The 23,346-nt window shown below is 60.8% G+C and carries 21 protein-coding genes and 1 pseudogene; 7 read left to right on the top strand and 15 right to left on the bottom strand.

What is annotated here, in order from left to right:
• The 7 genes from VJ811_RS00890 to VJ811_RS00860 all read right to left on the bottom strand — a co-directional run.
• Positions 1 to 492, bottom strand: a 492-nt coding sequence (locus VJ811_RS00890; RefSeq protein ID WP_324070256.1) for a TraV family lipoprotein, incomplete at its 3' end; no start/stop codon positions are given.
• A gap of 131 nt (positions 493 to 623) precedes the next feature.
• Positions 624 to 1,493 carry a DsbC family protein gene (locus VJ811_RS00885; RefSeq protein ID WP_324070254.1) on the bottom strand — a complete coding sequence of 290 codons (870 nt, stop codon included), beginning with the start codon at positions 1,491 to 1,493 and terminating at the stop codon, positions 624 to 626.
• Positions 1,480 to 2,805, bottom strand: coding sequence for a TraB/VirB10 family protein (locus tag VJ811_RS00880; protein WP_324070252.1), 1,326 nt, complete (start codon positions 2,803 to 2,805; stop codon positions 1,480 to 1,482). The genes VJ811_RS00885 and VJ811_RS00880 overlap by 14 nt, the downstream gene beginning before the upstream one ends.
• Positions 2,806 to 2,809: 4 nt before the next feature.
• Entirely contained in the window at positions 2,810 to 3,604 is a 795-nt protein-coding gene (locus VJ811_RS00875; protein ID WP_324070251.1) for a type-F conjugative transfer system secretin TraK, read from the bottom strand.
• Entirely contained in the window at positions 3,601 to 4,167 is a 567-nt protein-coding gene (locus VJ811_RS00870; RefSeq protein ID WP_324070249.1) for a type IV conjugative transfer system protein TraE, read from the bottom strand. Before VJ811_RS00870 ends, VJ811_RS00875 begins: the two co-directional genes overlap by 4 nt.
• Before the next feature lies 1 nt (position 4,168).
• Positions 4,169 to 4,459, bottom strand: a complete 291-nt coding sequence (gene traL / locus VJ811_RS00865; RefSeq protein ID WP_088441362.1) for a type IV conjugative transfer system protein TraL — start codon at positions 4,457 to 4,459, stop codon at positions 4,169 to 4,171.
• A 58-nt stretch (positions 4,460 to 4,517) separates the two neighbouring features.
• Positions 4,518 to 4,838, bottom strand: coding sequence for a hypothetical protein (locus VJ811_RS00860; RefSeq protein ID WP_324070246.1), 321 nt, complete (start codon positions 4,836 to 4,838; stop codon positions 4,518 to 4,520).
• 373 nt (positions 4,839 to 5,211) lie between these two features.
• Here VJ811_RS00860 and VJ811_RS00855 point away from each other — a divergent pair, with 373 nt between their 5' ends.
• Together VJ811_RS00855 and VJ811_RS00850 are read left to right on the top strand one after the other, a co-directional pair.
• Positions 5,212 to 5,652, top strand: a complete 441-nt coding sequence (locus VJ811_RS00855) for a hypothetical protein (protein ID WP_324070244.1) — start codon at positions 5,212 to 5,214, stop codon at positions 5,650 to 5,652.
• A gap of 143 nt (positions 5,653 to 5,795) precedes the next feature.
• Positions 5,796 to 6,290, top strand: a complete 495-nt coding sequence (locus VJ811_RS00850; RefSeq protein ID WP_324070242.1) for an XRE family transcriptional regulator — start codon at positions 5,796 to 5,798, stop codon at positions 6,288 to 6,290.
• Positions 6,291 to 6,330: 40 nt separating this feature from the next.
• Here the strand turns inward: VJ811_RS00850 and VJ811_RS00845 are convergent, their stop codons facing one another.
• Entirely contained in the window at positions 6,331 to 7,278 is a 948-nt protein-coding gene (locus VJ811_RS00845; RefSeq protein ID WP_324070240.1) for a lytic transglycosylase domain-containing protein, read from the bottom strand.
• 110 nt (positions 7,279 to 7,388) lie between these two features.
• Here VJ811_RS00845 and VJ811_RS00840 point away from each other — a divergent pair, with 110 nt between their 5' ends.
• Entirely contained in the window at positions 7,389 to 8,684 is a 1,296-nt protein-coding gene (locus tag VJ811_RS00840; RefSeq protein WP_324070265.1) for a hypothetical protein, read from the top strand.
• A gap of 370 nt (positions 8,685 to 9,054) precedes the next feature.
• A complete protein-coding gene (locus VJ811_RS00835; protein ID WP_324070238.1) occupies positions 9,055 to 9,522 on the top strand; it encodes a PaaI family thioesterase in 468 nt (155 codons plus the stop codon).
• A 317-nt stretch (positions 9,523 to 9,839) separates the two neighbouring features.
• Here VJ811_RS00835 and VJ811_RS00830 read toward each other — a convergent pair whose 3' ends face one another.
• The 6 genes from VJ811_RS00830 to VJ811_RS00805 all read right to left on the bottom strand — a co-directional run bounded on the left by VJ811_RS00830 (position 9,840) and on the right by VJ811_RS00805 (position 17,577).
• Entirely contained in the window at positions 9,840 to 10,682 is an 843-nt protein-coding gene (locus VJ811_RS00830) for a TauD/TfdA family dioxygenase (protein WP_324070236.1), read from the bottom strand.
• A 23-nt stretch (positions 10,683 to 10,705) separates the two neighbouring features.
• Positions 10,706 to 12,226 carry a fatty acyl-CoA synthetase gene (locus VJ811_RS00825; protein ID WP_324070235.1) on the bottom strand — a complete coding sequence of 507 codons (1,521 nt, stop codon included), beginning with the start codon at positions 12,224 to 12,226 and terminating at the stop codon, positions 10,706 to 10,708.
• Positions 12,227 to 12,288: 62 nt separating this feature from the next.
• Complete coding sequence (locus tag VJ811_RS00820; RefSeq protein WP_324070234.1) at positions 12,289 to 12,828, bottom strand: cupin domain-containing protein; 540 nt, start codon at positions 12,826 to 12,828, stop codon at positions 12,289 to 12,291.
• A gap of 50 nt (positions 12,829 to 12,878) precedes the next feature.
• On the bottom strand, positions 12,879 to 14,168 hold the full coding sequence (locus VJ811_RS00815; RefSeq protein WP_324070232.1) for an MFS transporter: 1,290 nt from the start codon (positions 14,166 to 14,168) through the stop codon (positions 12,879 to 12,881).
• A 32-nt stretch (positions 14,169 to 14,200) separates the two neighbouring features.
• Entirely contained in the window at positions 14,201 to 16,561 is a 2,361-nt protein-coding gene (locus VJ811_RS00810) for a TonB-dependent receptor (RefSeq protein ID WP_324070230.1), read from the bottom strand.
• A 299-nt stretch (positions 16,562 to 16,860) separates the two neighbouring features.
• Positions 16,861 to 17,577, bottom strand: a complete 717-nt coding sequence (locus tag VJ811_RS00805; RefSeq protein WP_324070228.1) for a GntR family transcriptional regulator — start codon at positions 17,575 to 17,577, stop codon at positions 16,861 to 16,863.
• Positions 17,578 to 17,743: 166 nt separating this feature from the next.
• Between VJ811_RS00805 and VJ811_RS19385 the strand changes: the two are divergent.
• Positions 17,744 to 17,947, top strand: a pseudogene (locus VJ811_RS19385) (IS5/IS1182 family transposase); the annotation flags it as partial.
• A 1,405-nt stretch (positions 17,948 to 19,352) separates the two neighbouring features.
• On the opposite strand, the gene VJ811_RS00795 reads toward VJ811_RS19385, so the two are convergent.
• Complete coding sequence (locus tag VJ811_RS00795; RefSeq protein ID WP_324070226.1) at positions 19,353 to 20,123, bottom strand: TetR/AcrR family transcriptional regulator; 771 nt, start codon at positions 20,121 to 20,123, stop codon at positions 19,353 to 19,355.
• Between the two features lie 17 nt (positions 20,124 to 20,140).
• Here VJ811_RS00795 and VJ811_RS00790 point away from each other — a divergent pair, with 17 nt between their 5' ends.
• Positions 20,141 to 22,279, top strand: coding sequence for a TonB-dependent receptor (locus VJ811_RS00790; RefSeq protein ID WP_324070224.1), 2,139 nt, complete (start codon positions 20,141 to 20,143; stop codon positions 22,277 to 22,279).
• Between the two features lie 180 nt (positions 22,280 to 22,459).
• Entirely contained in the window at positions 22,460 to 23,338 is an 879-nt protein-coding gene (locus VJ811_RS00785) for an ABC transporter ATP-binding protein (protein ID WP_324070222.1), read from the top strand.
• Positions 23,339 to 23,346: the final 8 nt, after the last annotated feature.

Here is a 23,346-nt window from a genome sequence, read left to right as displayed (position 1 = left end):
CAGGCGATCCGAGACATTCGCCTTGATGGCGCCAATGGGGTCGGCCTTGCGGGCACGGGCAGCGGCAACGGCGTCGGGCGACGGGGCGGCGGCGGATCGCGGCGCGCCCACAGCTTGAGGTGGATCGGCCTGATCCACCGCGTCGGCAAGCGAGACAATCCCGATGATTCCGCCCGACGCCCGCGCGTTCGTCTGCATCGGCATGACCGCTTGCTGCCAGTCGCCACTCGCGACGACCGTATGCACCGCTGTCGCTTCGTGGAGCCGGCCCTTGTCGTCGATATAGGGTTGGAAGACGATGCGCAGGACCCGCTCGCGGGTGCGCGCAGGATCGCCGGGCGCTGGTCTTGCGGGCTGCGCGCGCGCAACATGGACAACACTGGTCTTGCCGAAGCGAGGCTCGCCCGCCGCAGGAATATAGTCGCCCCCCTCTCCCCCGCCGGCTATCGATGCGAGCGCTCGGTCGTCGATCGTCCCGCTCGGTGCGCACACGCCGTCAGGAGCGGAGCAAGAAAAGCTCCCTCGCACATTCCCGCCGAGGCTTGCGCAGCTTCCGAGGAGAAGAAGGCCGCTTGTGCCAAGGATGATCGCGGGCGCGCGGCGGAGCCGCCGACGTGGCGCCCTCACGATTTTGCTCCCTTCAACCATTGTTCGAGAAATTCGCGCGGGCGATAGCCTTCGAGCATCGCGCCGTCGCGCCGCACGATCACCGGCGTGCCGCGCAGGTCGTTGCGCGCGGCGAAGGCCTCATTGGCGTCGAGTCCCGAGGTGTTGCAAACAGGCGCGGGGTTGAGAGTTTCGCCGGCATAGACGGCGTGGAGCGCCGCTTCGCGGTCCTTTGCGCAGTAAACGCGATCGGCGATGTCGCGGTTGCCGAGCACCGATATCGGTCGCTCGACAACGCGCACCTTCATGTCGCGGAGGACCTGCGCAAGGGCGCGGCAGTATCCGCAGCGAAAATCGGTAAACACGGTGACTGTCTCGCCAGCCGGGTTGCCCCAGATTATGGCGCCATCTTTCGGCAGTGCTGCCAGTGAGAGCGTGCGCCTCTCCCCTGCCGCGGGCGGGCGTTCGGCCGGCACCGGAACCGCGGCGCTCCGGTTGCCAGTCAGTTCTTCTGCACCGACACCGCTGCTGGCCCGCGCTGCCGCTCCGACCAGCATATCCGGATTCATTTCGAGGAGGCGCGCCGCGGTGATGTCCTGGCGGGTCTCCATATCATAGACGCGCCCGATCACGAGATAGCGGGCGCCGGCGTCGACATAGAAGAGATTGTCTCCCGCGACGATCTCGCACAGGCTGCCAATGGTCGCGCAATCGACCGAGCCGATCGCCGTCTTGGGAAGCCTCTCCTTCAGCAGCGCGCGAACCTTGCCTTCGCTCACGGCAGCGTCCGCCGCAAGCGCGATCCCTGCAGCGCCAAGCATGACGAGTCCCGCCGCTAGCAGGCGCGAGGGGCGCGCGAGGCCGCGCCGGCGTTCAGTTACGGACATAGACACCCTCCAGAAAAACGATCTCCACATCGATGCCCGTCGGCATCTCGATCACCGGCTGATATTGTTCGGCGCGCTCGATCAGATATTTTGAGACCATGTCGCCGCTCTGGGCGACGCCTTCGCCGAACCCGCCTTCGAGAATTTCCCCTGTCGACAGTTTCTCGCGCTTGCCGTCGGTCGAGATGTTTGTGCCCTGGAAGAGGCTGTTCGCGTTCGCGGAAAAGCCTCGCCCGAAGCCGCCCGCGAGCCCCGCCAGGAAGGCCTGGGTCACCAGCGAGCCCTCGCGCGAGACCACACGTCCCCGCACGCCGGTCTTTCCACCGAAGGCGAGGAAGCCCTTGACCTCGGAAACCGCATATCTGCCGCCCGGCTGCGGACAGGTCATTTTCTGCAGCTTCACGTAGACCTTCTCGGCCGACAGATCACCGCGCGCGGCGCCGTTTACGAGGCAACCCTCGATTCGGGTCGTGAGGACGCGCCCGTTCTGGAGAACCGAGCGCGCCGGACCCGTCACGCGAAGGACCACCGGTAGCGGATCGGTCTGACTGTTTACCCCCGCGCTCGCATCAACGCCGACGATGACCTTCGCGCGCGCAAAGCTGTTGGGCGGAAGATAGTTGATGCTGTCGGTATAAAGAGTGTTGCCCTTCTCGACCCGCGACGCCGTCCCGCCCGGTCCGCTCGAGAAGCTGACCAGTTTGACCTCGGGCGGCCCGCCGAGGCCGGCGGTGCCCTTCTGCGCGATCGCTGCCGCGTCGGGGCGCTGATAGGCTTGGGGACCTGCGGGCCCGTAGAGTGCGCCCGGACCGGGAGCGGGCGCCGGGCTCCGCCTCTCGTTGACCTGTCGGCGCAACTGCTCGTTCTCCGACTGATAAGCGGAGAGCACACGCTGGCCATCGGCCTGCATCGCCTGGTTCTGGCCCTTGAGCGCCTCGACTTGTGCGGTCAGCTGCTCCAGCCTTCGGTTTTGCCCGTCGACTGACTTGAGCCGGTTCTCGGTCGACTGGAACCGGTTCTCGGAGATCGCCATCCACTCCTGCTGAGAAAGATTGCGGTTGACCATGTCCTTGGTCGACACGGCGACCTCGGTGGTGTCATCGCCCTTTGCGGCTCCATCCGATTCATCGCCTGAAAAAATCCAAATAGACGACAGGATCAGGCCGGCACCCGCCGCACCCGCCAGGAGCAGTCGCTGACGACGGCGGATGGCCTCATTGCCGGCAAGGTCGCCCGTGAGGGGCGATACCCCGGTTTCGGCCGTTTCGGCGACTGGTTGGCGATTGCGCTTCAGTAAATTGGCAAGAGACATGGACTCACCTTCCAGTCTGGGACACGAGATAGGCGGTTGTCGCCTTCCCCGGGGGCAGCGTCTTCTCTGCGACCGAAACCGCTAATGCGCTGGCCGGAGCCACCATCGCTTCGGTCAGTTCGATGGCCTGATCGCTCTTATTTTCGATGCGGAGGACTTTCCCCGAGAGGTCCGCGCCGCGATATTCAGCCACGAGCTGGACCTTGAGCGGGCCGACATTGACGGGCGTCAGGCTGCGCTGGCGCATCTCGTAGCCGTCGACGATCGCGCCCGTATACATCGCCTGAACTAGCTCGATGGCCGCATCTTGCGGGCCGCGCGATGCCGAGGGCTTCTCCTCGGCCGCGCGCTCGTTCGCGATCGCGGGATTGGAGATGAAGACCTGGACTGCTTGATCGCCATCGACCCGGCACACGAATTTGTAGACATAGCCGCGCTTGCTCGTCGCGAAGAAGGACAGCGCCGGGCGTGCAAACCCATCTGGCACGGACAGATAAATATCGCCCCGTACCGGCTCGTTGACGACCGAGAAATCGTCCGTCGGATTCCCCGTCGAGATTTTCGAGACCGAGGCGAACTCGTCTTCAACGAGGCTGATCCGTGTCAGATCGCGCGCCGATGCCGTGCAATCGACTTGGCTGCTGTCGGACGCCATAACTGTCTGGTCGGCCCAAGCTGGTGCGGCCGCGACCATGACGGCGGCGGCCACCAGTCCCGCGCCCGCGAAACGGCTGAGTTGGCATTGGTTGCGCGAAAGGAGGACAGCGCCGGCGCTGCCCATGGCGATGACCGACATCATGAATTTGTCCCCTTGTCGGGCGTCACCATTCCGAAGCCGATGAGCTTCAGCGACAGCCCGAAATATTCCCAGTCGTACTGAAAGGTCCGGTTCTCGCTCGAAACGACCTTGTTGCCGACGATTGTGTGGAGTTCACCGGTCACCTTGGAGCGCAGGTTCGCCGTATCGATCTCCATCTTTTCGATCGTGAAGAATTGCGCAATCGATGATCCGCGCTGCTCGCTGACGATTTTCATCAGGTCCGCCTTGATCCGACCCTGCATGCGCGGCGCGGTGATCTCGAGAACCTCGTTCATCCAATATTCGAGATTCTGAGGGCTGCGATCGAGCGTCAGCACGACGGTGTCGCGCGTGATCATCTCGAGATATTGGCGGCTAACTCCGGCAGAACTGACCGTCAGTGGCGAGCGAAGGACCGGCTGGAGGACGACCTCCCGGTCGCGGGAGATGGTCGTGAGGAACAGCCCGGCCGAAGTTGCGGCGAGCGCGGCGGCGGCGACCGCCAGCCAATTGCGCTGCCGCAGGATACGCTGGCTGTGCGAATGGCTGAATGCGAGTTCCATGTCAGCCGGCCATCAGGCGCAAGTATGAGGGTGGTGTGGCTCTCAGCCCGGTGAACCCGGACGGGAGATGCCAATAGGCCATGTGCAGAAGCCATGACGTCGCCCGGCCTGCCTTAGCTTTCCTGAGACCCCACCAGCCTGCACCCGAGAGAAACATGCCGATAAGGATATGCTGAGACAAAATTCCCCATGCGAATGGGATTACCATCGCCAGGAACTCATCCAGCGTCCACAGCCCGATCAGCTCGGGATCGTCCAGATGAGTCGGAATGACGTACTTGTCCGCGGCCATTGCACCACCCTCTCCTTGGATCGGCCGAAGCTGCCACCTCGACCGGTCGCGGGAACTTTCAAATCGTCGCGGTCACCGTCGAAGTGACGATCGGGATCCCGGTGCCGGCGCCGACGCCAACACCGACGGGGATTGCGATTTGGCCCATCGAGAACCGTCCCGATGCGAGGGCGACGATCCCGCCCGCCAGCGACAGGACAGTGATGATCTTGCCGCCCGAGCCCTCAAGGAAATCGGTGAACGTGTTGAGGGCCGTATCGAACGTCGTGTCGGCGCCTGCGAACGCTGGGCCGGACGTCCAGACGAAGAGAAAAAGGACGAGCAGAGCGAGGGCGATCGCCAGCTCCGCGCGTCCAACATTGCTTCGAACAAGTTGCATGGTGGGTTTCCTTCACATCAAGGCGCGAACAACCGCGTCCAAGGAGAAGCTCACCAATCCACTCCCTTCCGGACAAGCGGCCAACGGACACGCAATCCGAATCGACGGCCGTGACCGTGGTTTTTCTTTCAAAAGACACTGAATTCGGGGCGCTTTGCCCCGACCCAAGGGACAGGTTGCCCCTCGGGAAAGGGCGCGATGGCCGCCGATCCGGGGCGCTTTGCCCCGCAATTGCGGACAGAAGGCCATCCCGGTAGATTCGCGCCTGCGGACTCGGGTTTTGTTAACCATTCGAAGTTCAACAAAGTGGGATCGGGGCTGACGCTTGCGGGGGGCACGCTTGTGAACAGGGTCAAATGGGAACGTGGCGTTTATGCCCGCTGACGCTCAAAACTATGCGCTCGAAATATCTGAGCCCTTGTTCCGGCTCACGACGGAGGGCATCCGCCTGCGCTCGAACGAGACGCGTTCGCACGAGAGCCTTTCAAGCCTGACGTTGCATCTCGCGGGCACGAACCCCGACATGGCGACCCATGATACCGACGTCCTTCGCCATCATCTGAAGCTCATACCGGGGAGCGGCAACATAGCTGTCCTGATGGCCCTGCCGGCGCGCTATGTGGACCGGCTCGCGGCGATCGGGACCAGCCTCGAGAAACGGGTTGGCCACCGTCTCACGTCCGAGGATACGCTTTCGCTTCTCCTCTTCGACTATGTTGTCGAACAAAAGGCCGCGCGCGTGCTCGATACGCTGGGGCTTGGCCGATCCGATAACCCGGAACCCGGCCACGACGATACCTCGTGCTCCCACTGACAGGCTCGCCCTCGAGGCGCGCCGCGAGTGCCAATCTGGCCCAAACCGCGCTTGCAAAGCCAATTTCTGTATGATTGTCTTTGGTTAACGGAGCGGCATTGGGGGTCGAAATGTCATCTCTAGCCTGGTTTGAGGCGTAGATCGTGGACGCCGGGGAAAGCGGGAATCCGCTCCGCGATTATATTCCGCTGATCCTCGAATCCATGGCTGAGCAGGAAACAGCGCAGCGCGCGCTGGCGCAAAAGACAGGGATCAACAAGACCCGGCTCGGTCTCCTTCTCCATCGCGATCCGGCCAAGCGGTCCGTCATGACACAGCCCGAACTCGAGAAGATCCTGCATGCGCTGGGGACGAACATCGTTCAGGCCTACACCTGCCTCGAGACCTTCCAGGGCCTCGATCTCCTCGATCGCCAACGCTATTCGACGATCATTTCGATGCTTTGCGACATGTTCGCCGAGCTGCCGCGCAAGATCATCGACGCACTCGACGAGATCAACGGCATCGACGGTTCGGAAGTGAAGCGCGATTGGGGCGCACCGCTCCAGCGCGCCGTCGTGAAGAAGGTGGCCGACGAGGTTGTGAAGATCCGCGAGCGCCGCGCGCGCCTTACCGACGGCGATGATTTCGAGCTCTAGGCATCTGACCGTGCGATGCGCGCTCGGGGGCCGGCACGCCTCAAAAGGTCGAGACAGCGGCCGTCCGCTGCCTGGCTGGCGGTACGATCGGCCCGAGCTGTGGGGTGTTGTCCGTCGAGAGAGACACCGCCTGGCGCTGGAGTCCGCTCAGGCGCGACCAGTTCGAGAGGACATTGCCGACATAGTCCTGGGTCTCGCGGATCCGGGGAATCCGGCCGCCGCGAATGCGGCCTGGTCCCGCATTGTAGGCAGCGAGCGCCAGATGATATTGCCCGAACGTGTCGAGCTGCTGGCGCAGGTAGCTAGCACCACCGCGCAAATTGCCCTCGACGCTGTACCGGTCGACGCCGAGACCCGCGGCCGTCGCCGGCATCAACTGTGTAAGACCGAAGGCATTCTTAGGGGAGACGATGGTCGGGTGATACCGGCTCTCGCGAATTATCATCGCATCGAACAACCCGACTGGAATGCCATATTCGCATGCGATCCGGCTCATCATCCCATAGTAGGATGCGCGGCGCAGCTCCGCGTCGGGCCGCAGAAGTCCGGTCGGCCGATAGCCAGAAGATGCGCAGCCTGGAACGAAACGCCAGGTCTCCTCGGAGAGAACCGAACCCGGCCGCATCCACAAGGGTACGGAGATGGCCGACACGGGCGCCACAAGCTCAGGCATGAAAGGCATTCCAGCGCTCCCATCGGCAAGCAAGTTATCTGGATCGCCAGGCATCGCCCACGCCTGCAACCGGGTGCGCAACTGCCGTTCCATCGATTGCGCGTTCGGCCCATAGGCCAGCACTTCAACCCCCGTCACGCGCGGGGCAGCGGCCGTTGCGATATTCGCGGAGCTGCGCGCGCGCGGCGGTCCGGCCATGTCACCCATCTGGATAAGTTCGACGCGCCGCGCCGTTCTCGGTTGGCCTTCATCGCCCCGCGCGGTGGCTGTCCAGCATGTCGCCAGCCCCATCAAATACATAAATGCTGCTCGCATGACGCTTCCTCCGATCTGCCAGATGCAAAGTGGAGATCAGCTACCGGCGATCTGTCAATCCGTCGGGGACGAGCCCACGTTACCAGCGGCAACCGAATTGGAACGTGTCGATGTGGCTGATTCCAAGAAACAGCGATGGCTGTGGCGGCGGGCGGATCACTCTTCCCGCACTCGTCAAGGAGGCGCTCGTTCGATGGTATATCGGTCAGGGTTCACGGGCCGACGAGGATGCCGGGATCATGCTCGTCCAGCAGGCCCGGATCGGCGAACGGTGGATCGCCTGTGATTGCCTGGATGACGGTGAAGCGCCACCGATCCTAACGCCCGCCTTCCTGTCCGAGGCGGACACTTATTATCTGCGCCGGTTGACGAGTGCAAAACGTCCGGAGCACCGGGCGAATTGCCCGTTCTTCCGCGAGCAGGCGACCAACCGGCTATCCGAGGTCCGGACCCACGACAGCCCGACCGAACCCCCTATCGGCTATTTCGAGGTGTTGCGCCCGGCGCCGGAGAATCTGGCGCAACGCCCGGAAACCGACGCGACCGACGATCGAACCCGTCAGGGGTCGATCCCGCACCTCGCGCGCCTGCTTTGGCGGCTCATGGCCCTCTCTGGGCTCAATCATTGCCCGCCGCTCTGCGAGGAGAACCCGGAGCGTTCGATTACCCACGAATTCCAACGGCTCGCTTGCACCGCCGCCCGGGTCGAGGTCGCACCGGGTGTCGAGCTCGGCCGCGCCTTCTGGACGCATGCGCAGCCGCTCCACAGCAATCGCGTCTATGCCGCGCTCCGCACGCTCGCGCCGCGATGGCCTCGCGGCCACGTCCCTCAGGCCTTTCTTGCTCTTTTCGCGCGGGAGGTGCGCGGCTCGACGATCGAGGTAGCTGCAGGCCGCCCCGTGGTGCTCGCGAACCGGGTCCAGTCGCCATCAATCCGGGGAAACCGGATCAAGGGCCCCTACCTGGTCTTGGTCGTCGTCGGCCAATATCCCGAGACCCACGACTTTGCCGCGCTTCGCGGCTATGCCCAGCCGATCTTCGCGGGCAATCGGTTCGTGCCCGTCGATTCAGAGTTTGAGCGTCTCGTGCTCCAAGAGCTGCTCGCCCTCCGACGCACACTCGACCGCGCTGGATGGACCCTTGCGCTTGAGAAGCCGCTGTTTGACACACTGACGCCGCTCGGAGCATGTCGACCTGATTTCTTGCTCGAAGCGCACGCACGCGACACCGGGGAGATACGACGGATCGTGGTCGAGGCGATGGGATCACGTGATCCGGAATACCTTGCTTCCAAAGCCCTTACTTACCCACGAATGAAGCAGATTGCGCCGGTTGCTCTGGTTTCCTCCGCCGATGTTGAAGCTCGGCATGTCGGAGAGATCGTTCGCAGCACATTAGCGATTTAGCGATTTGGAACATCGAAGATTGTTCCGCGGCACAGCAAGCCAAAAATGTCATCGATTTCGAACCACTCATTAAGGAGTGGAGCCAACTGCATCCTCTGGGTGAGTGCCTTGCCCATTTGCCGAAAGGCTTCATTTCTACAACGACGGTTTCTACTCGCGTCTGATCAGGAATAGCCGCGTAATCGCCAGTCTCGACGAACCTGAAAAGTGTTATTCGCGGGGCATTGTTTGGGGCGACGGACTTGACGCTCAAGTTGACGAGGACATAAGGTTGATGTCGGCATAAGCCATGCGATGTGGCGAACGAGCCGCGTTGCAGGATTTGGGAACCAGTCTGCGGCGTCACCATCTGATTGGGGTGCTATTCCGGATGCCCGATAATGCTTCAAAATCTGCCGAGGCGGCCAGTGGCCGCGAGACGCCCCCAAGCGGACTCGATCAACTCAAGGCCTTGATCGGAGCGGGCCAGGAGGCTCCGATTGCACAGACCCTCAATTTTCGGCTCGTCGCTATCGAGGCGGGATTTGCTGTTTTCGAAGGAACTCCGCTCGCGCACGTCTATAACCCGGCGGGAACGGCGCATGGGGGATATGCCGCGGCGATCCTCGACAGCGCCTGTGCCTGCGCAGTCCAGTCAAAGCTTGATCTGGGCCAGCCCTATACGACGCTGGAACTCAAGATCGCCTATCATCGAGCCATCACGGAGGCGGATGGCCCGGTGCGGGCGGAGGGGCGCATCATGACGATCGGGCGCCGAACGGCATTTGTCGAAGCAAAGCTTACGGACAAAAATGGGCGGCTCTGTGCCTCGGCCACCTCGACATTGATGATATTGTAATCCGGTTAGCGTCGTCCCGCACGGCGGTCTAATCGGATGCTCCGGCCTATCGAGCCGGCCCGCTGCATGGGCGCCAAAGCTTGGCCAGAGCAGCTTCGACCAAAGGTATAAAAGATAGGCTGCCCCCCCCCCGCCCAGCGCAGCGCCGTTATGCCGAGCTGATTGGCGTTAAAAAAAGACGCCGCTCCGCGCACGAGAAGTTCGATCTGCACGATGCCTGAGGCGAATATCATTCCCACAACCGTGAGCAAGGCGGTCTCGCGCCCTGGCCGGAGGAAGCAACAAGTGTGCGCGGACCGCCCGTAATCGGCGGACGATTATCCCGAATGCTGGTAGGCCGCCTCAAGCGCAATCGGCACGCGGCGCAAAGCCCGACGCTCGGTGTGTGGGAAGTCGTTACGGGCATGTTGCAAATGAAGATTGTCCCAGACAATGAGATCTCCGCTCGCCCATTTGTGGGTATAGTCGTCGCCGATCGTGTCGAGGTAAGCGAACAGGTCGTCCAGAAGTTTTTCGCTTTCCTCGCGCGAAAGTCCAAGAACCTCGATGGTGAACAGTCGGCTGATATAGAGGAGCGGCACATCACTTACCGGGTGGCGCCAAACGAGAGGATAGACTGCCATGTCGGTATTCGCACTCAGCGTGGCGGGATCGGGACGCTGATCGCCGCGGTTCGCGTCATAATCGTAGACGTGGCGAGCGGACAGGCCTTCAACTCGCTTCTTCAGATCGTCCGGCATCGCCTGATAGGCCTTGGCGGAATTCAGGAACCGCGTTTCGCCGCCAACTCGAGGCGCCTCGATCGAATAAAGCGAAATCCCCTTCAGCGGTTCGTCCAGAAACATATGGTCCGAATGATAGAAGAGCTCGCCGTTCGGGACGCGCCCATCGGCATGAACGTTCGAGATATAAGTGAACTGCCGACCGTCTTTCATGATCTCGTCCGCCGTGGAAATCGGCCCAATAGCCCGCACCAGCGACACATGCTCCTCCTCGGTGACATCGGCATTGCGAAATAGCACGAAATGATGATTGTCGAAAAGAAGCTTGATCGCGCCCTTTTCCTCCTCCGACAGATGTTTCGGATTCAAGCCAAGAATCTCTACGCCCAGCGATGCAGAAAGCGGCTTTGCGTGGATGCGATTTGCATGAGTGTGCATTTTTTACTCTCCCGAAATATAGTTCACAGGGCAGAATTTCCCATCAGCGACACACGCAGGTCTCGCTTGAGGACTTTTCCTGACGGGTTTTTGGGCAGGGTCTCCATGAACTCGACCTGCTTGGGGCGCTTGAACGGCGCGAGGCAGCTACAAGCCTGAATAATCTCTTCCCTTGTTGCCGAGACGCCAGGTTTGAGTACGACCACGGCACAAACCTTCTCAACCCACTTGGGATCGGGAAGCCCGATCACTGCTACCTCATCGACCATATCGTGCCGGTAGATGGCCTCTTCCACCTCACGCGAAGCGACGTTCTCGCCTCCTGAATTGATCATGTCCTTCTTGCGATCGACGATCGTGAGAAAACCCTGCGCATCCATGATGCCGAGATCGCCGCTGTGGAACCAGCCGCCCGCAAATGCGGCCTCAGTCTTTTCGGGATCGCGATAATATTGCATCAGCAGCTGCGGCGAACGATGCACGATCTCACCGACATCGCCCGGCAAGACATCCTGCATGTCCTCGTCAACGATGCGCGTCTCGACGAAAAGCACCGGGCGCCCGGCCGAGGACGGGCGATCCTCATGCTCCTCGGGGCGTAGCGCGGTTGCGAGCGGCCCCATTTCGGTCTGGCCATAATAGTTCCAGAAGCGGAGCCAAGGTAGCAGCCGCCGCATGCGCTGGATAACCTCGGTCGGCATGATGGACGCGCCATAGTATCCCTTGCGCAAAGTCGACAGCTTGGCGGGTGCGAATGACGCGTGGCCGATAAGGCTGATCCAGACGGTCGGCGGCGCGAAGAACGAGGTCGCGCCGACGGCCTCGATGGTCGCGATGACGGTGCCGATTTCCGCACTTGCAAGAATGATATTTTCGCAGCCCAGAAAAAGCGACGGTATCAGGAAGCAGTGCAATTGTGCGCAATGATAGAGCGGCAGCGCGTGTACGATGACGTCGCTCTCCAGATATTCGCCCACCGCGATACAACTGAGGTGCTGATAGATCAGGCCCGTGTCCGAAAGCAGGGCACCTTTCGGGGCGGACTCGGTCCCGCTAGTGTAAGCAAGCTGCGCCCCTCGCGGGGCTCCCGATATCTCGCGCCGGCACTCGCCAAAATCGAATGGCTCGATCGCTCCCGGCGCACTTAGCCGGAGGCAGTCCAAAAGCGGCGCGACGTTCGTTGCGGCTGCTTGCGCTACAGCGTAAAATTCGTCGTCAGAGTAGAGCAGACGCGGCGCGGCGTGGCCAAGAATGAAGGCAATTTCATGCTCGCCGAGCATGAAATTGATCGGGACGTGGATCGCGCCAAGATACTGCGTCGCGAGAAACCCGATCACATAGGCGTCGCTGTTTCGGCCGAGAAACGCAACCCGGTCGCCGGGGTGCACTCCCCTAGCATCCAGCTCGTCCGCAAAAGCCACAGCCGCCGCAACCAACTCGGCATATGACCAGCGCCGATTGCCGAACCGGATCGCCGTAGCGTCGGGGGTACGCCGGGCGGTTCGCACGACACCCTTGAATATCGCGTTTGGTTCTCCCGGCATATCTCGCTCCCATCGTGACGTTTTGACCGGCATACGCCATGCCTGCTCCAGTCGAGGGCGCCTCAAGGCACCGGGAGGCCGTTCTTCTTGCGCACCGCCATGATCCTTTCATATTCTTCCATATAACCCGGACGCGCTTCGGAGCATTCCATCTGGTAGGTATCGACCCGCAGCGGGTGTCCGCCGCGCGACGACAACGTGGCATACCAAAGCGGCTCATCGGAATTGTTCCGCATCTGGTGCGACGCATTCGGCGGCATGAAGGCGGCATCGAACTTCTCGACGTTATAGTCGGCGAATTCCGTCCGAATTTGGCCCTTCCCCTGGTACACGAGATACCAGCATTCATAGGGCCCTTCATTTTCAGGCAGGTGACTGTGGAAGCCCTCAGATTGGCCGGGCTGCAGACAAGAAATGCAGAAAATGTTGAACCAATCCGACGCGTCACGAACGTCGTAAAACCACCAGGGACGATGTGTCGCTCCGATTTTGTTCTCATGCCATTGCACCGGGTATGTTTCGTTGAAACGGAACAGCTTGATCCGCGGGCGTTCACCGTCGGCGGTCTGCGCAGGGTTCTTCGGCGTAACGAGTTCAGTCACAATTCATCTCCTCGATTGTCGGGATCATATTACATGTAATATGTAATTAGTCAATGATTGGCCGGCCTCGTTTCGGCGCTCAAGTTCGGGTAGCGGCCGAGGAACAATATACTGGTCCCTCCGAGAGCGAAGAGCACAAGCGCGCCTTGGAAGCTGGCATTGTAGGAACCCGTGAGGTCGGAAAGATAGGCGAAGGCGACAGGCCCAAGGCCCGCACCGAAGGCGACCCCGGTGTAGAGAAAGCCGTAAATACGACCGTAGTTTCGAATACCGAAATAGCGGGCCGTAAAGAAGGCGAGCAGATCGAGTTCGGCGCCGGCCGCGGCGCCGATCAGCGCCGACGCGATGATCGCGGTGGCATAGTTCGGCTCGCCAATCAGGATGAGACAGGCCATAACCGGCGAAGTCAAAACGAGCGCGGCGACCGCCGGTCCCCAGAAGCGATCGAGAAGCCAACCGATTCCGAGGCGCGCGACGATCAAGGAAAAGCCATAGACGCTTTGAACTGCCGCCGCCGCCGACGGCGTGAAGCCCTTGTCGGTGAGAGCCGGAATGAGGTTGGGCACGATGCCCGTGATGCCAAGATACATGGCGAGAATCGAAAAAAGCAGCAGCCAGAAGCGGTACGAGCTTGTTGCTTGCTTCAGCGTCAGACCGGTTGGTGGCGCAGAGGCGGCATCTGTGCTGACCGGGGCCGCCGCAGCTGCCGCCGGTCCCGACTTCGCGGGGAAGAAGAATAGCAGCACGAAAGGGAGCGCGAACAAGGGCAGGCATGCCAGTCCGACATAGCCGACGCGCCACCCGAAGTTTTCGACGAGCAGAACCGCATAGGGCGGTACGACGATCGCGGCCATGCCGGTGCCCGAAAGGGTCAGCGCAAGCGCCAGCCCGCGCCGCCGGTCGAAGCGCGCCGCGACGGCACGCGTCCAGCTAACCGGCCCGCTCCCCGCACCCAGCACCGCTACGGCAGCGTAAGCCAGATAGAAGTAGCAAAGATTGCCGCCGGCGGTCGACGCCATCAGATATCCGACAGTGACGCCCAAAAGACCGTAGATGGCAATCGAGCGACCGCCATAGCGGTCGATCAACATACCAATTATCGGAGCGGCGAAGCCGCCGAGCCCTACACCGAATGCGATCGCCCCTTGCACTTCGGCCCGGCTCCAGCCGAACTCCTTCCCGAGCGGATCGATGAAAGCCCCGATCGCATAGGTCGCAAAACCGACCGACCCGAAACCTATGCCGAGCGCGCTTGCCAGTATGAGCCGCCATCCCGCTGAAATTTCGTGATCTTTTTGTTCAGCATGCAATGCTTTTTCGATCTTGTCATTCAATTCCACATTGCTTCTCCCGCCGGGGATATAACAAGGTGTCAGAAGCTGAACTGAGCTTGTAACGTGACCTCGCGCCCACGCGACACGACGCCGCGCTGCTCACCGATCGCACCCGGCACACCTGCCCCGCCCGTCCGGTCCACGGCATAAACCACATAATATTTGTTGGCGAGGTTGCGCCCGAGCAGCGACAATTTCCAGCGCTCGTCCGCACTGGCTACACTGACGCTCGCATTGAATGTCCAGAAATCCGACTGATAAGTCGGCGGAGCCAGCGTGTCGGCGGCATAATAGCTGCCGGTGTAATAAGCATCCGCAGTAGCGCCGAACTCCAGATTCCCGGCCGGGACGCGCAGGTCGATTCCGCCATTGCCCGTCCACTTCGGTGAACGCGCGGGAGTGCGTCCGTCATAATCCTGCTGGAGCGTCAGCGCGGTGGCGTTGACGAAGCTGCAATTCGGCGGCGGCGTTGCCGTGGCGCGTGTCGTGCCGGTCGGGAAAGTGTAGGCGTAACACTGGCCGATGAAATTCTTGAACTTGTTGTCGATATAGGCGAGCGCGCCGTGAAACGTCACGTTGCTGCTCGGTCTGTAGCTCGCCTCGAGGTCGAAACCGCGCTGCTTCAGACTCCCGGCATTGTTGATCGTATAGGCGATCAGCGCCGGATCATAGGTGTTCACCTGGAGATCGTTGAACTCATAGGCAAAAAGATTGGCGGTCAGGCTGAGGGCATTATCGAAAAAGCGCCCCTTCGCGCCAAGTTCGAACCCCTTTGCCGTCTCCGAGTTGAAATCGACCGCGCCGATCGTGGTCGATCGCTGGAGAGGATTGGTCATCCCAAAGCCGCCCGACTTGAAGCCGGTGCGATAGGCGAGGAAGACCGTATGATCGCCATCAGGGCGCCAGGTCAGGGTCACTTCGGGAGACAGATTCTCGTCCTTGAACCGGCCTTGCAGGACGCCGGGCTCGCTCGAACCCGGGAAGTTCGTCGTGGCAACGTTGAAGTTCCCAAAGCCGTAGAGGCCGACCTTTCGGAAGCGCTTCTTCTCCTGCGTCCAGCGAAGGCCGCCGGCAAGCTCAAGCGCGGGGACAAATTCCCAGATGAGCTGGCCAAAGGCAGAGACCGTGTCGCCCGGTTGCGTCGCGTAATTGTGAAAGCCCGTGTACCGGTTCTGGGCGAGGTTATACTGCCCGTCATTCAGCTTGTTGTCATTCTCGACGCTGCGAAAACTGTGCTGGTAGAAGCCGCCGAGCAGGAAGTTGAAATTATCTTCGAAATCGCTGCTGAGCCGGACTTCCTGGCTGAAGTCGCGCTGAACCTGATCCTCGTAGACCGTGAGCTGCGAAAATGTCGTCTGATCAGCGCCCGAGAAATAACGGTAGCGCATGTTGCTGAGACCCGTCAGCGAAGAAATCGTCAGCGGCCCGGCATGGTAGCGAAGGTCGAGCGAGCTCAGCCAGAGCTTCATCTTGCCACCCGGCGAACCATCGGGATTGACGCCGCGCCCACGGATCGTGCTGGCAATATGAGCCGGCACGTCGCCGGAGGTCACGCGATTGTCGGGAACGCATTCGCCGAACGGATCGGCAACACCGCTCACGCGTGGATTGGGGCCCGAGCAAGGGCCAATATTCTGGGTTGCGATGCCTGCCCCGCTATCGTCCGAATAGTTGGCCGCCACCTTGAGCGTTGCGGTAAAGTCCGATGACGGTTCGAACTTCAGCGTCAGGCGGCCCAGAAGTTCGGATTCGCCCGGACGCGTATCTGACGCGCCTGGCAAGGTGGCAACCGACGCGGGCGCGCCCGTCGCGGGATTGTAGAAAGGGTTGGCGATCGGGCGCGCGAGATTGCGCAAATAGCCTTCCATATTGCGGTAGCGGACCGCCAGACGTGCACCGAGCGTGTCCGTGATCGGCCCGGATATGGCCGCCTCGGTGATCAGCTCATCCGCGCGAAATTCATAGCCGGCACGAAGCTTCACCTGGAGATCGGGCGTCGGCCCGGCCGTTGCGATCGAGATGACGCCGGCCGTGTTATTTTTTCCGAAAAAGAGGGCTTGCGGCCCCTTCAGGACCTCGACCTGCTGAAGGTCGAAAAAGCCGAGCTGTGTCACTTGCCCGTTACTGCTCTGAATGCCGTCTATGGCGACCGAAACTGCTTGCTCGAACCCGACCTGTGTCGCCGGGGTGCTTATGCCACGAATTGCGATCGAACCGCCGCCGTTGAGCTTATAGTCCGCCACGATAACGCTTGGCGTAAGTTCGCCGATCGCACCGAGGTCGGTCGCATTATAGCGCTTGAGCGTTTCTGATGAAAGCGCGGTAACCGCCACAGGGACCGACATCAGCGTTTCGTCGCGCCGCCTTGCCGTGACCACGATGTCCCCATCGCCGATCACGTCGCCGGATGCCGCGCCGACCTTTGATGCGGCAACTGCACCCGGATCCTCCTGCGCCGTTGCGCCGGTCGAGCAAAAAACTGTCGTTGACGCCAAAAGAATGGCACGCACGCCCATAAACCGCATCTCATCTCTCCCACTCATCTTTATATATTACATGCAATATGTAGTTAGGAGAGAGCTGTGTCAACAGCCTTCCGGAAGCAGGGCCTCAACCGAACCGAAGGCGTGCGCCGTCGACTTCAGATGGATCCTAACCAACTGAAATAAATAGGGTGCTGCTATGGTTCAGTGCAAAATCAGCAGCAAATAGGGGCTCTGGCACTCTCGTGATCGGCATGGGCAGCCGATGCAATCATGTCCGCCGAGGCGAGCATATGCCGCTCCATCAGGTGCCGCACTGCCGTCGAATCGCCTGCGCCGAAAGCCGCTGCGATCTCCTCGTGATGAGAGCAAACCAGCTCGCGATAATCGCCCTCCGTCCAGAAGGAATCGCTGAACGATCGGGGCAATTCTAGCGAATCCAGGAAGCGGATCAGCGTGAGGCTCCCGGAGGCCAGCCATATCGTGCGGTGAAACTCGTTGTTGAGTTCAGCGATCGTGCGGAGCTTCTTCGGAGTCATCTTGCCCGGCGATTCAATTTCCCGCCGCACGCGGCTGCAATTCTTTTCGAGAACCGAGGCAATCTCCGGGCCTCTGTTCAGACAGGCTTGCTCGGCGGCGTAACCCTCAAGCATGCTGCGGATTGCATAGCGATGATCAATTTCACGCCATGCCAGCGGCTCGACGATTGCGCCCCGATGCGCCTCGATCCGAACCATGCCCTCCATCTCGAGTGCCTTTAACGCTTCTCGAACAGGAGTCCGGCTGATGCCGAACATTTCGGAAACGCGCTCTATATTGATCTTCTCACCGGGTCGCAGCTTTCCCTCCATGATCGCGGCGCGCAGGCGATCGCGCGCTAGATCCGAGAGTGAAGCATTCTTGAGACGACCTTCCCCTGCATCCGCTACCATATTTTCCTATGCTCCGATCAGGCTCATTACCTTATCTATAACTGTCGATTTTTCAACAACCTACATTTTACGTGTAAAATGCCGTGCTTCCTCGCGGGAGACCTCGCCAAGGGTCTAACTTGATTTGCGGCGACGACTGCAATTCAGGCGGATGTGAGAGGCCTGAATGAATAGCAAACTGTTTTGGCTGATGGATGAGCAGATGGCCCATCTTCAGCCGTATTTTCGCAAGAACCATGGCCGTGCGGGTCGATGGCCGGCGCATTCTAAGCCGTATCGTTTAGTCAATCGCAATAGGATGAGGTGGCGCAGCGAGGGAGCATGGGCGCAATCAGTAAAAAAGCGGACGCTGGCTCTTCGATGGCGTCAGCAAGACGGCGAGCGTTGCTCGACGTGAAATGGCGTCTGGTTTGCAGGCCGCCCACGAGCGAATTGGGGTGTTTCATGCCCATATCCGACGCGAGAAGTGAGCTCGATAGCCTAGAAAACCGCGGTCAGATAGACCGACAAGACGCGTCCGGCGGCCATGGTGTAGGAACCGGTACCGCGCAGTTCAGAACATTTCCCGCAGCGCACGGCGCCGAGGAGAGCAAGGAGGCCGCCTGCTCCATAGGTCGTCGAGCTTCGCTAGCATCGCCGCGATGCTGTCGACACGCACAGCGCCAGTCGACCATCTGTCGGTCTCGACCGAAATCCGCAGCGCTGCTTCCGCGCTTACGGCGAATCCAGCTCGATCGAGCGCTCGGCGTGTCCATGCGGCCCGAACGCCCTCCCCCTTCAGGCCACCCGGCGGCTCGCCGGACGCTGCAGTTCGAAATGTCCCGCATCCTCGTCGAGGCTGACGGCTTCATCCACATCGTCTCAATCCGCCTGCGGATGCGTGAACTTGTCAACACCTCCTAGGGTGCGCTGAGGTCTATATTGCGGCACTAAAGGCGACCGACAAGCAAGCCCGGCAAGTCGTCCTCGACAACGAAACGCGGTTCGAATTCGATTGACTGATCCTCGCAACCGGGCCGGTCTAAAAATATGTAGTGCACGCCCACTGGCAGTGCAACGCGCCATCGCCAAAAACGACCAACGATGCCCGCAAAATCCGGGCACGCTTGTTACAGAAATTTGAGGACGCCGAGAAAAGCACGACCCCAGTCCGCCGCACCACACTGCTCACCTTCATAGTCGTCGTCGGTGGCCCGACCGGGGCGAGATGGGAGGAACAATCGCGGAACTCGCCCGGCACCCGCTTTGGGACAATTGCCGGCAGTTTGGCGCGCGTCCTTCTCGTCGAAGGTAGACCCCGGCTGCTGACGGCTTTCCCCCAAGGATCTGTCCGACTATACGGCCGCGACACTGCGTAAGAAGGGTGTGAAGGTGCGGCTCGGCGGCGCCTTCGAAGAGATCGACAACAATGGCGGCAAGCTTGCCGGGGCGCAAATCGACGCCGCGACTGAATCTGGGGGCGGCTATAAGAGCTGCGGCTGGTGCCGACTGGATCGAGGGAGAAGCTGAACGGTCTGGTCGCGCCATTGTAGAGCCGAACCTTCCGCTCCCGGGCACTCCCCACATCTACGTCCCTATTGCTTCGTCGCGATGCTGACGGTGCAGGTAGCGCCGACAAGCCTTCAGACTAGTCCGGCGATGCCGACACTCGGTCGAATAGGCGGAATGATTGTAGCTGGAAATCGCACCACGATTTTCGACGATGGCGCACTCGCAGTCACGAACGCATGTGATCCTATCAATGCCTTCGATCAAATGTGCTCTCAAGCCGATTCCTAAGGGTCTTCTTTCCGCCTGAGTTTTTTGGGGGGCGGGACGTCAGCAATTTGTTCAGGGGCTTCAAGCATTTCTGCGCCGACTGGCCACCTTGGCGCAACCAGCATTTCCATGACTGAAACCTTTTCAGTCCATGCTTTGAAGAGATCGAGGCTCGGACTTGCCAAATAATCTTGCGCGCTGCCGAGCGCTATCCATCGGATGGCGCTTCGCGTGGCCTGCAGGCCGAGTGGCATCTCAATCTCACCACTCTCCTGTAGCTTCAACAAAGAATCGCCGAGCAACTCCTCGTCCTTCTCGCGGATCGCGCGCAACTGGGGCGACTCGTCGCCCGAGGTCACAATCGATCCGAGGAATTCCAGTTGGAGCCTGGCATATTGGCGAGCGGCGTCCGACTGGATGGTGAAATGACGCAAACGCAGCAACTCGACGAGGTCATTCCAAGTAGCGAGCGACGGTAGCGCGGCAGCACCTTCGACGATGGATTCAATAGCGGCAACGATGATGTCGCGCTTGCTTGCAAAATGGACGTAAACTCCCCCCATACTCATGCCCGACCGCTTGCAAATGTCTCGAATGGACGTGTCGGTGACACCCTTCTCGAACAATACTTCTGCGGCGGCAGCTGCGATCCTGCGCCGGTCGCGCTGCATATAATCGGTGTCTCGAACTGGCATGAACTCTCCTCGGTTCCGGGCATACGGATGAAAATTTTGCTTGCCAAGCATGAAAAACGAACACATGCTCGTTTTAATAAAAAACGAGCGCACGCTTTTAGGGAGGGGTTATGAGGATTTCCCAGTCGATTCCACGGCCGATCTTGGTTGTCACAGCGTTGTTGGCCACTCCGGCATTCGCGCAAGGTGCCCAGCCGTCCGGCGTCGTTACCGAGCCGGGCGCAACCGTTGCGCGGAGCCGCAGCCAGCCACAAAAAGATACAAACGAAATTGTCGTTACAGCGAGAAAGCGCGCGGAACGCGCGATTGACGTGCCCATCGCCGTCACCGCCATTTCCGGCCAGTCGCTCGAAGAGCGAGGTGCGCGAAACCTTGCCGACGTTCTTCAAGAGGCTCCGGGTGTCGGCATCTATGATTCGGGCAGTGGCGCGTCGAAGATCACGATCCGCGGCATCTCGACTTCACTTGGCGCGAACGAGAATGGTTATTATCTCGACGATCTTCCGTTTACCGGCGTAACGGTGCCGGTTACGCCGGACGTCCGTACATGGGACCTCGATCGCGTCGAGGTGCTGCGGGGCCCGCAGGGCACGCTTTTCGGCGAGGGGTCGATGGGCGGAACCGTCCGCATCCTCACCCGCGGGGCCGATCTCAATGATTGGGAACTGAAGGGTTCCGGATTCCTGTCGAGCACAGAGGACGGTGGTATCAATTTTGGGCTGCGCGGTGCCGCCAATGTGCCGATCATACCTGGCGTGCTTGCCGCACGCGTCGCTGGCACTCACGAGCGGTTCGACGGCTGGATCGATGATCCGACCACCAATCGCCGGAACGTCAATACGCAGGACTTCGACACTGTCCGGGCGAAAGTGCGGTTCGATCCGGTCGAAGGCTTGTCGATCAATGGCAGCTACTGGCTATACGACGCGGATTTTCCTGCCGGTGCTGCATCTGCATCCGATGCAGGCAATGTGCCGCTGACCAACGCTCTGACGAGCAAGGCACGCTACGAACTGTATGGCGCCAATGCTCGGTATGATTTCGGCTTCGCCGAAATCTTCTACGGCTATGCGCACAACGACTTTACGCTTCCGACGCGCGGCGCTCTGCTGGGCGGAACATTGCTATCGGGCGTCGGGGTGCAAGTGGATTCCCACGAACTTCGGATGGCGTCCAATCCCGGCCCTGCGCTGCAATGGACGATTGGTGCCTATCTGCGTGAGTCCAAACGCAACGACACGGTCGTGTTCGCGCTGTTCGGCATCAACAATGGCACCGAGACACGCAGCACCGCGAAATCGCTGTTCGGCGAGGCGACCTACAGCATTAGGAGCATCGGCATAGATTTGACCGCCGGCCTGCGCTACTTCGCCGACGACTTGCGCGGCTCCGAGACCAATGGCGGCGTCGCGGCGAACGTGCCGGGCGACAAGTTCGACTCGTTCAATCCGCGCTTCTCAATCGCTTGGCACCCGGCGCGCAACACGACGATCTATGCCAGCGCCGCGAAGGGCTTCCGCTCCGGCCAACTCCAGCCACTGGTCGCAGTGTCGCTCGGACAACTTTTTGGCCTCAATTTGCCGGCTGCGCTCGGAGAGGATTCAATCTGGACCTACGAGCTGGGCGCCAAGGCGGAGCTCATAGATCGTCGCGTGACGATAGAGGGTGCTGTATTTCACAGCGATTGGGACGACGTAACCGTCCGTATTCCGATCGCGACGACCGGCCTCAATGGATTGATAAACTCGCCCGGCACGCGAACCAATGGCGTCGAGCTCAACTTGGTCGCTCGTCCCGTCTCCGGGCTGAGCCTGCAGGCAGGCGGCGCCTATATCGATGCTGACTACAAGGGCACTGTGCCAGGCACCGGCATCGTCAACGGCGCTCGGGTCGAGGATGTCGCTAAGTTCACATTCAATGCCTCCGGCGACTATCGCTTCGATATCAGCTCCACCGTGCGAGGAAATGCTCGGATCAGCTGGCAGCACACTTCGCCGCGCGATAGCGAGCTGTCGCCGCAGTTCGTGTCGGGGGACACGATAGATCGCATCGACGCGCGACTTGGCATTGATGTCGGCCAAATCAATCTTGCATTGTTTGTAGACAACCTGACCAACGAGAACGGCGCGACGAGCTTCCGTACCGTCCAGCCACTCGCACCGGGGATCAACGACATCACTGCGTATCGACTGCGCCCGCGGACTTTCGGGATCGAAGCGAATCTCCGCTTCGGAACGGCAGTACGCTAGGTAGCGGTGGCAATGCGGGCGGTTATTATCGCAACAGCACCGAGGGTCCGGGCCGCGCAAAGCCCGGCTCCGCCCCGGCTGCACGCGACGTTACGATGCTGGTACGGGCCCAGCATTTGGGAGCGCCCCCTATGCTCGACAAAACCATCCTAGTTTCTATGATTTTTAAGGAAATCCGTAATGCTGAAGCTTAGCAACGTCAGCCACATCTATCCTAACGGTACGCGCGCGCTGGACGACGTAACGCTATCCATTTCGCGGGGCATGTTCGGGCTTCTGGGTCCCAATGGCGCCGGGAAGTCGACCTTGATGCGAACCTTGGCCACGTTGCAGACCCCGACGAAGGGTCAGATTCGGTTTGGAGAGGTCGACGTGATCGGCGAACCCGAGAAGCTGCGGCGGACGCTGGGATATCTGCCGCAGGATTTTGGGGTTTACCCCCGCGTGTCAGCCTATGACATGCTCGAGCACATGGCGGTGCTGAAGGGGATCAGCGCCAGGAACGAGCGCAAAGCGGCCGTCGAGGACCGGCTTCACCAGGTTAACCTGTGGAATGTACGCCGAAAGGCGATTGCCGGCTTTTCGGGCGGCATGCGTCAGCGTTTCGGTATCGCGCAGGCCCTGATCGGCAATCCCGAGTTGATCATCGTCGACGAACCGACCGCCGGCCTCGATCCCGAAGAGCGGAACCGCTTCCACAATCTGCTCGCCGAGATCGGCGAGAATGTCGTCGTCATTCTCTCGACCCATATCGTCGAAGACGTGGCCGATCTGTGCCCGCAGATGGCGGTGCTAGCGGGCGGCCGTATCCTGCTGGAGGGCGCGCCGCTTGCGCTGATCGAGAAGACTCGCGGTAGCATCTGGACGAAGATGATCGATCGGGCGGAACTCGACGCCTATGGGAGTCGCTACCAAGTGATTTCGACCCGGCTGTTCGCTGGAAGGACGGTCATACACGTGCTCGCCGAGACCGATCCGCGCAATGGCTTCGTTGCGGCCCAAGGCGGACTTGAGGACGTCTATTTCTCCACGCTCGCGCAAGCGCGCCGCGCGGCCTGAGGCGAGTC

This window comes from Sphingopyxis sp., from assembly GCF_035250425.1.
Taxonomy (GTDB): domain Bacteria; phylum Pseudomonadota; class Alphaproteobacteria; order Sphingomonadales; family Sphingomonadaceae; genus Sphingopyxis.
This window is presented reverse-complemented; position numbering and strand designations above follow the sequence as displayed.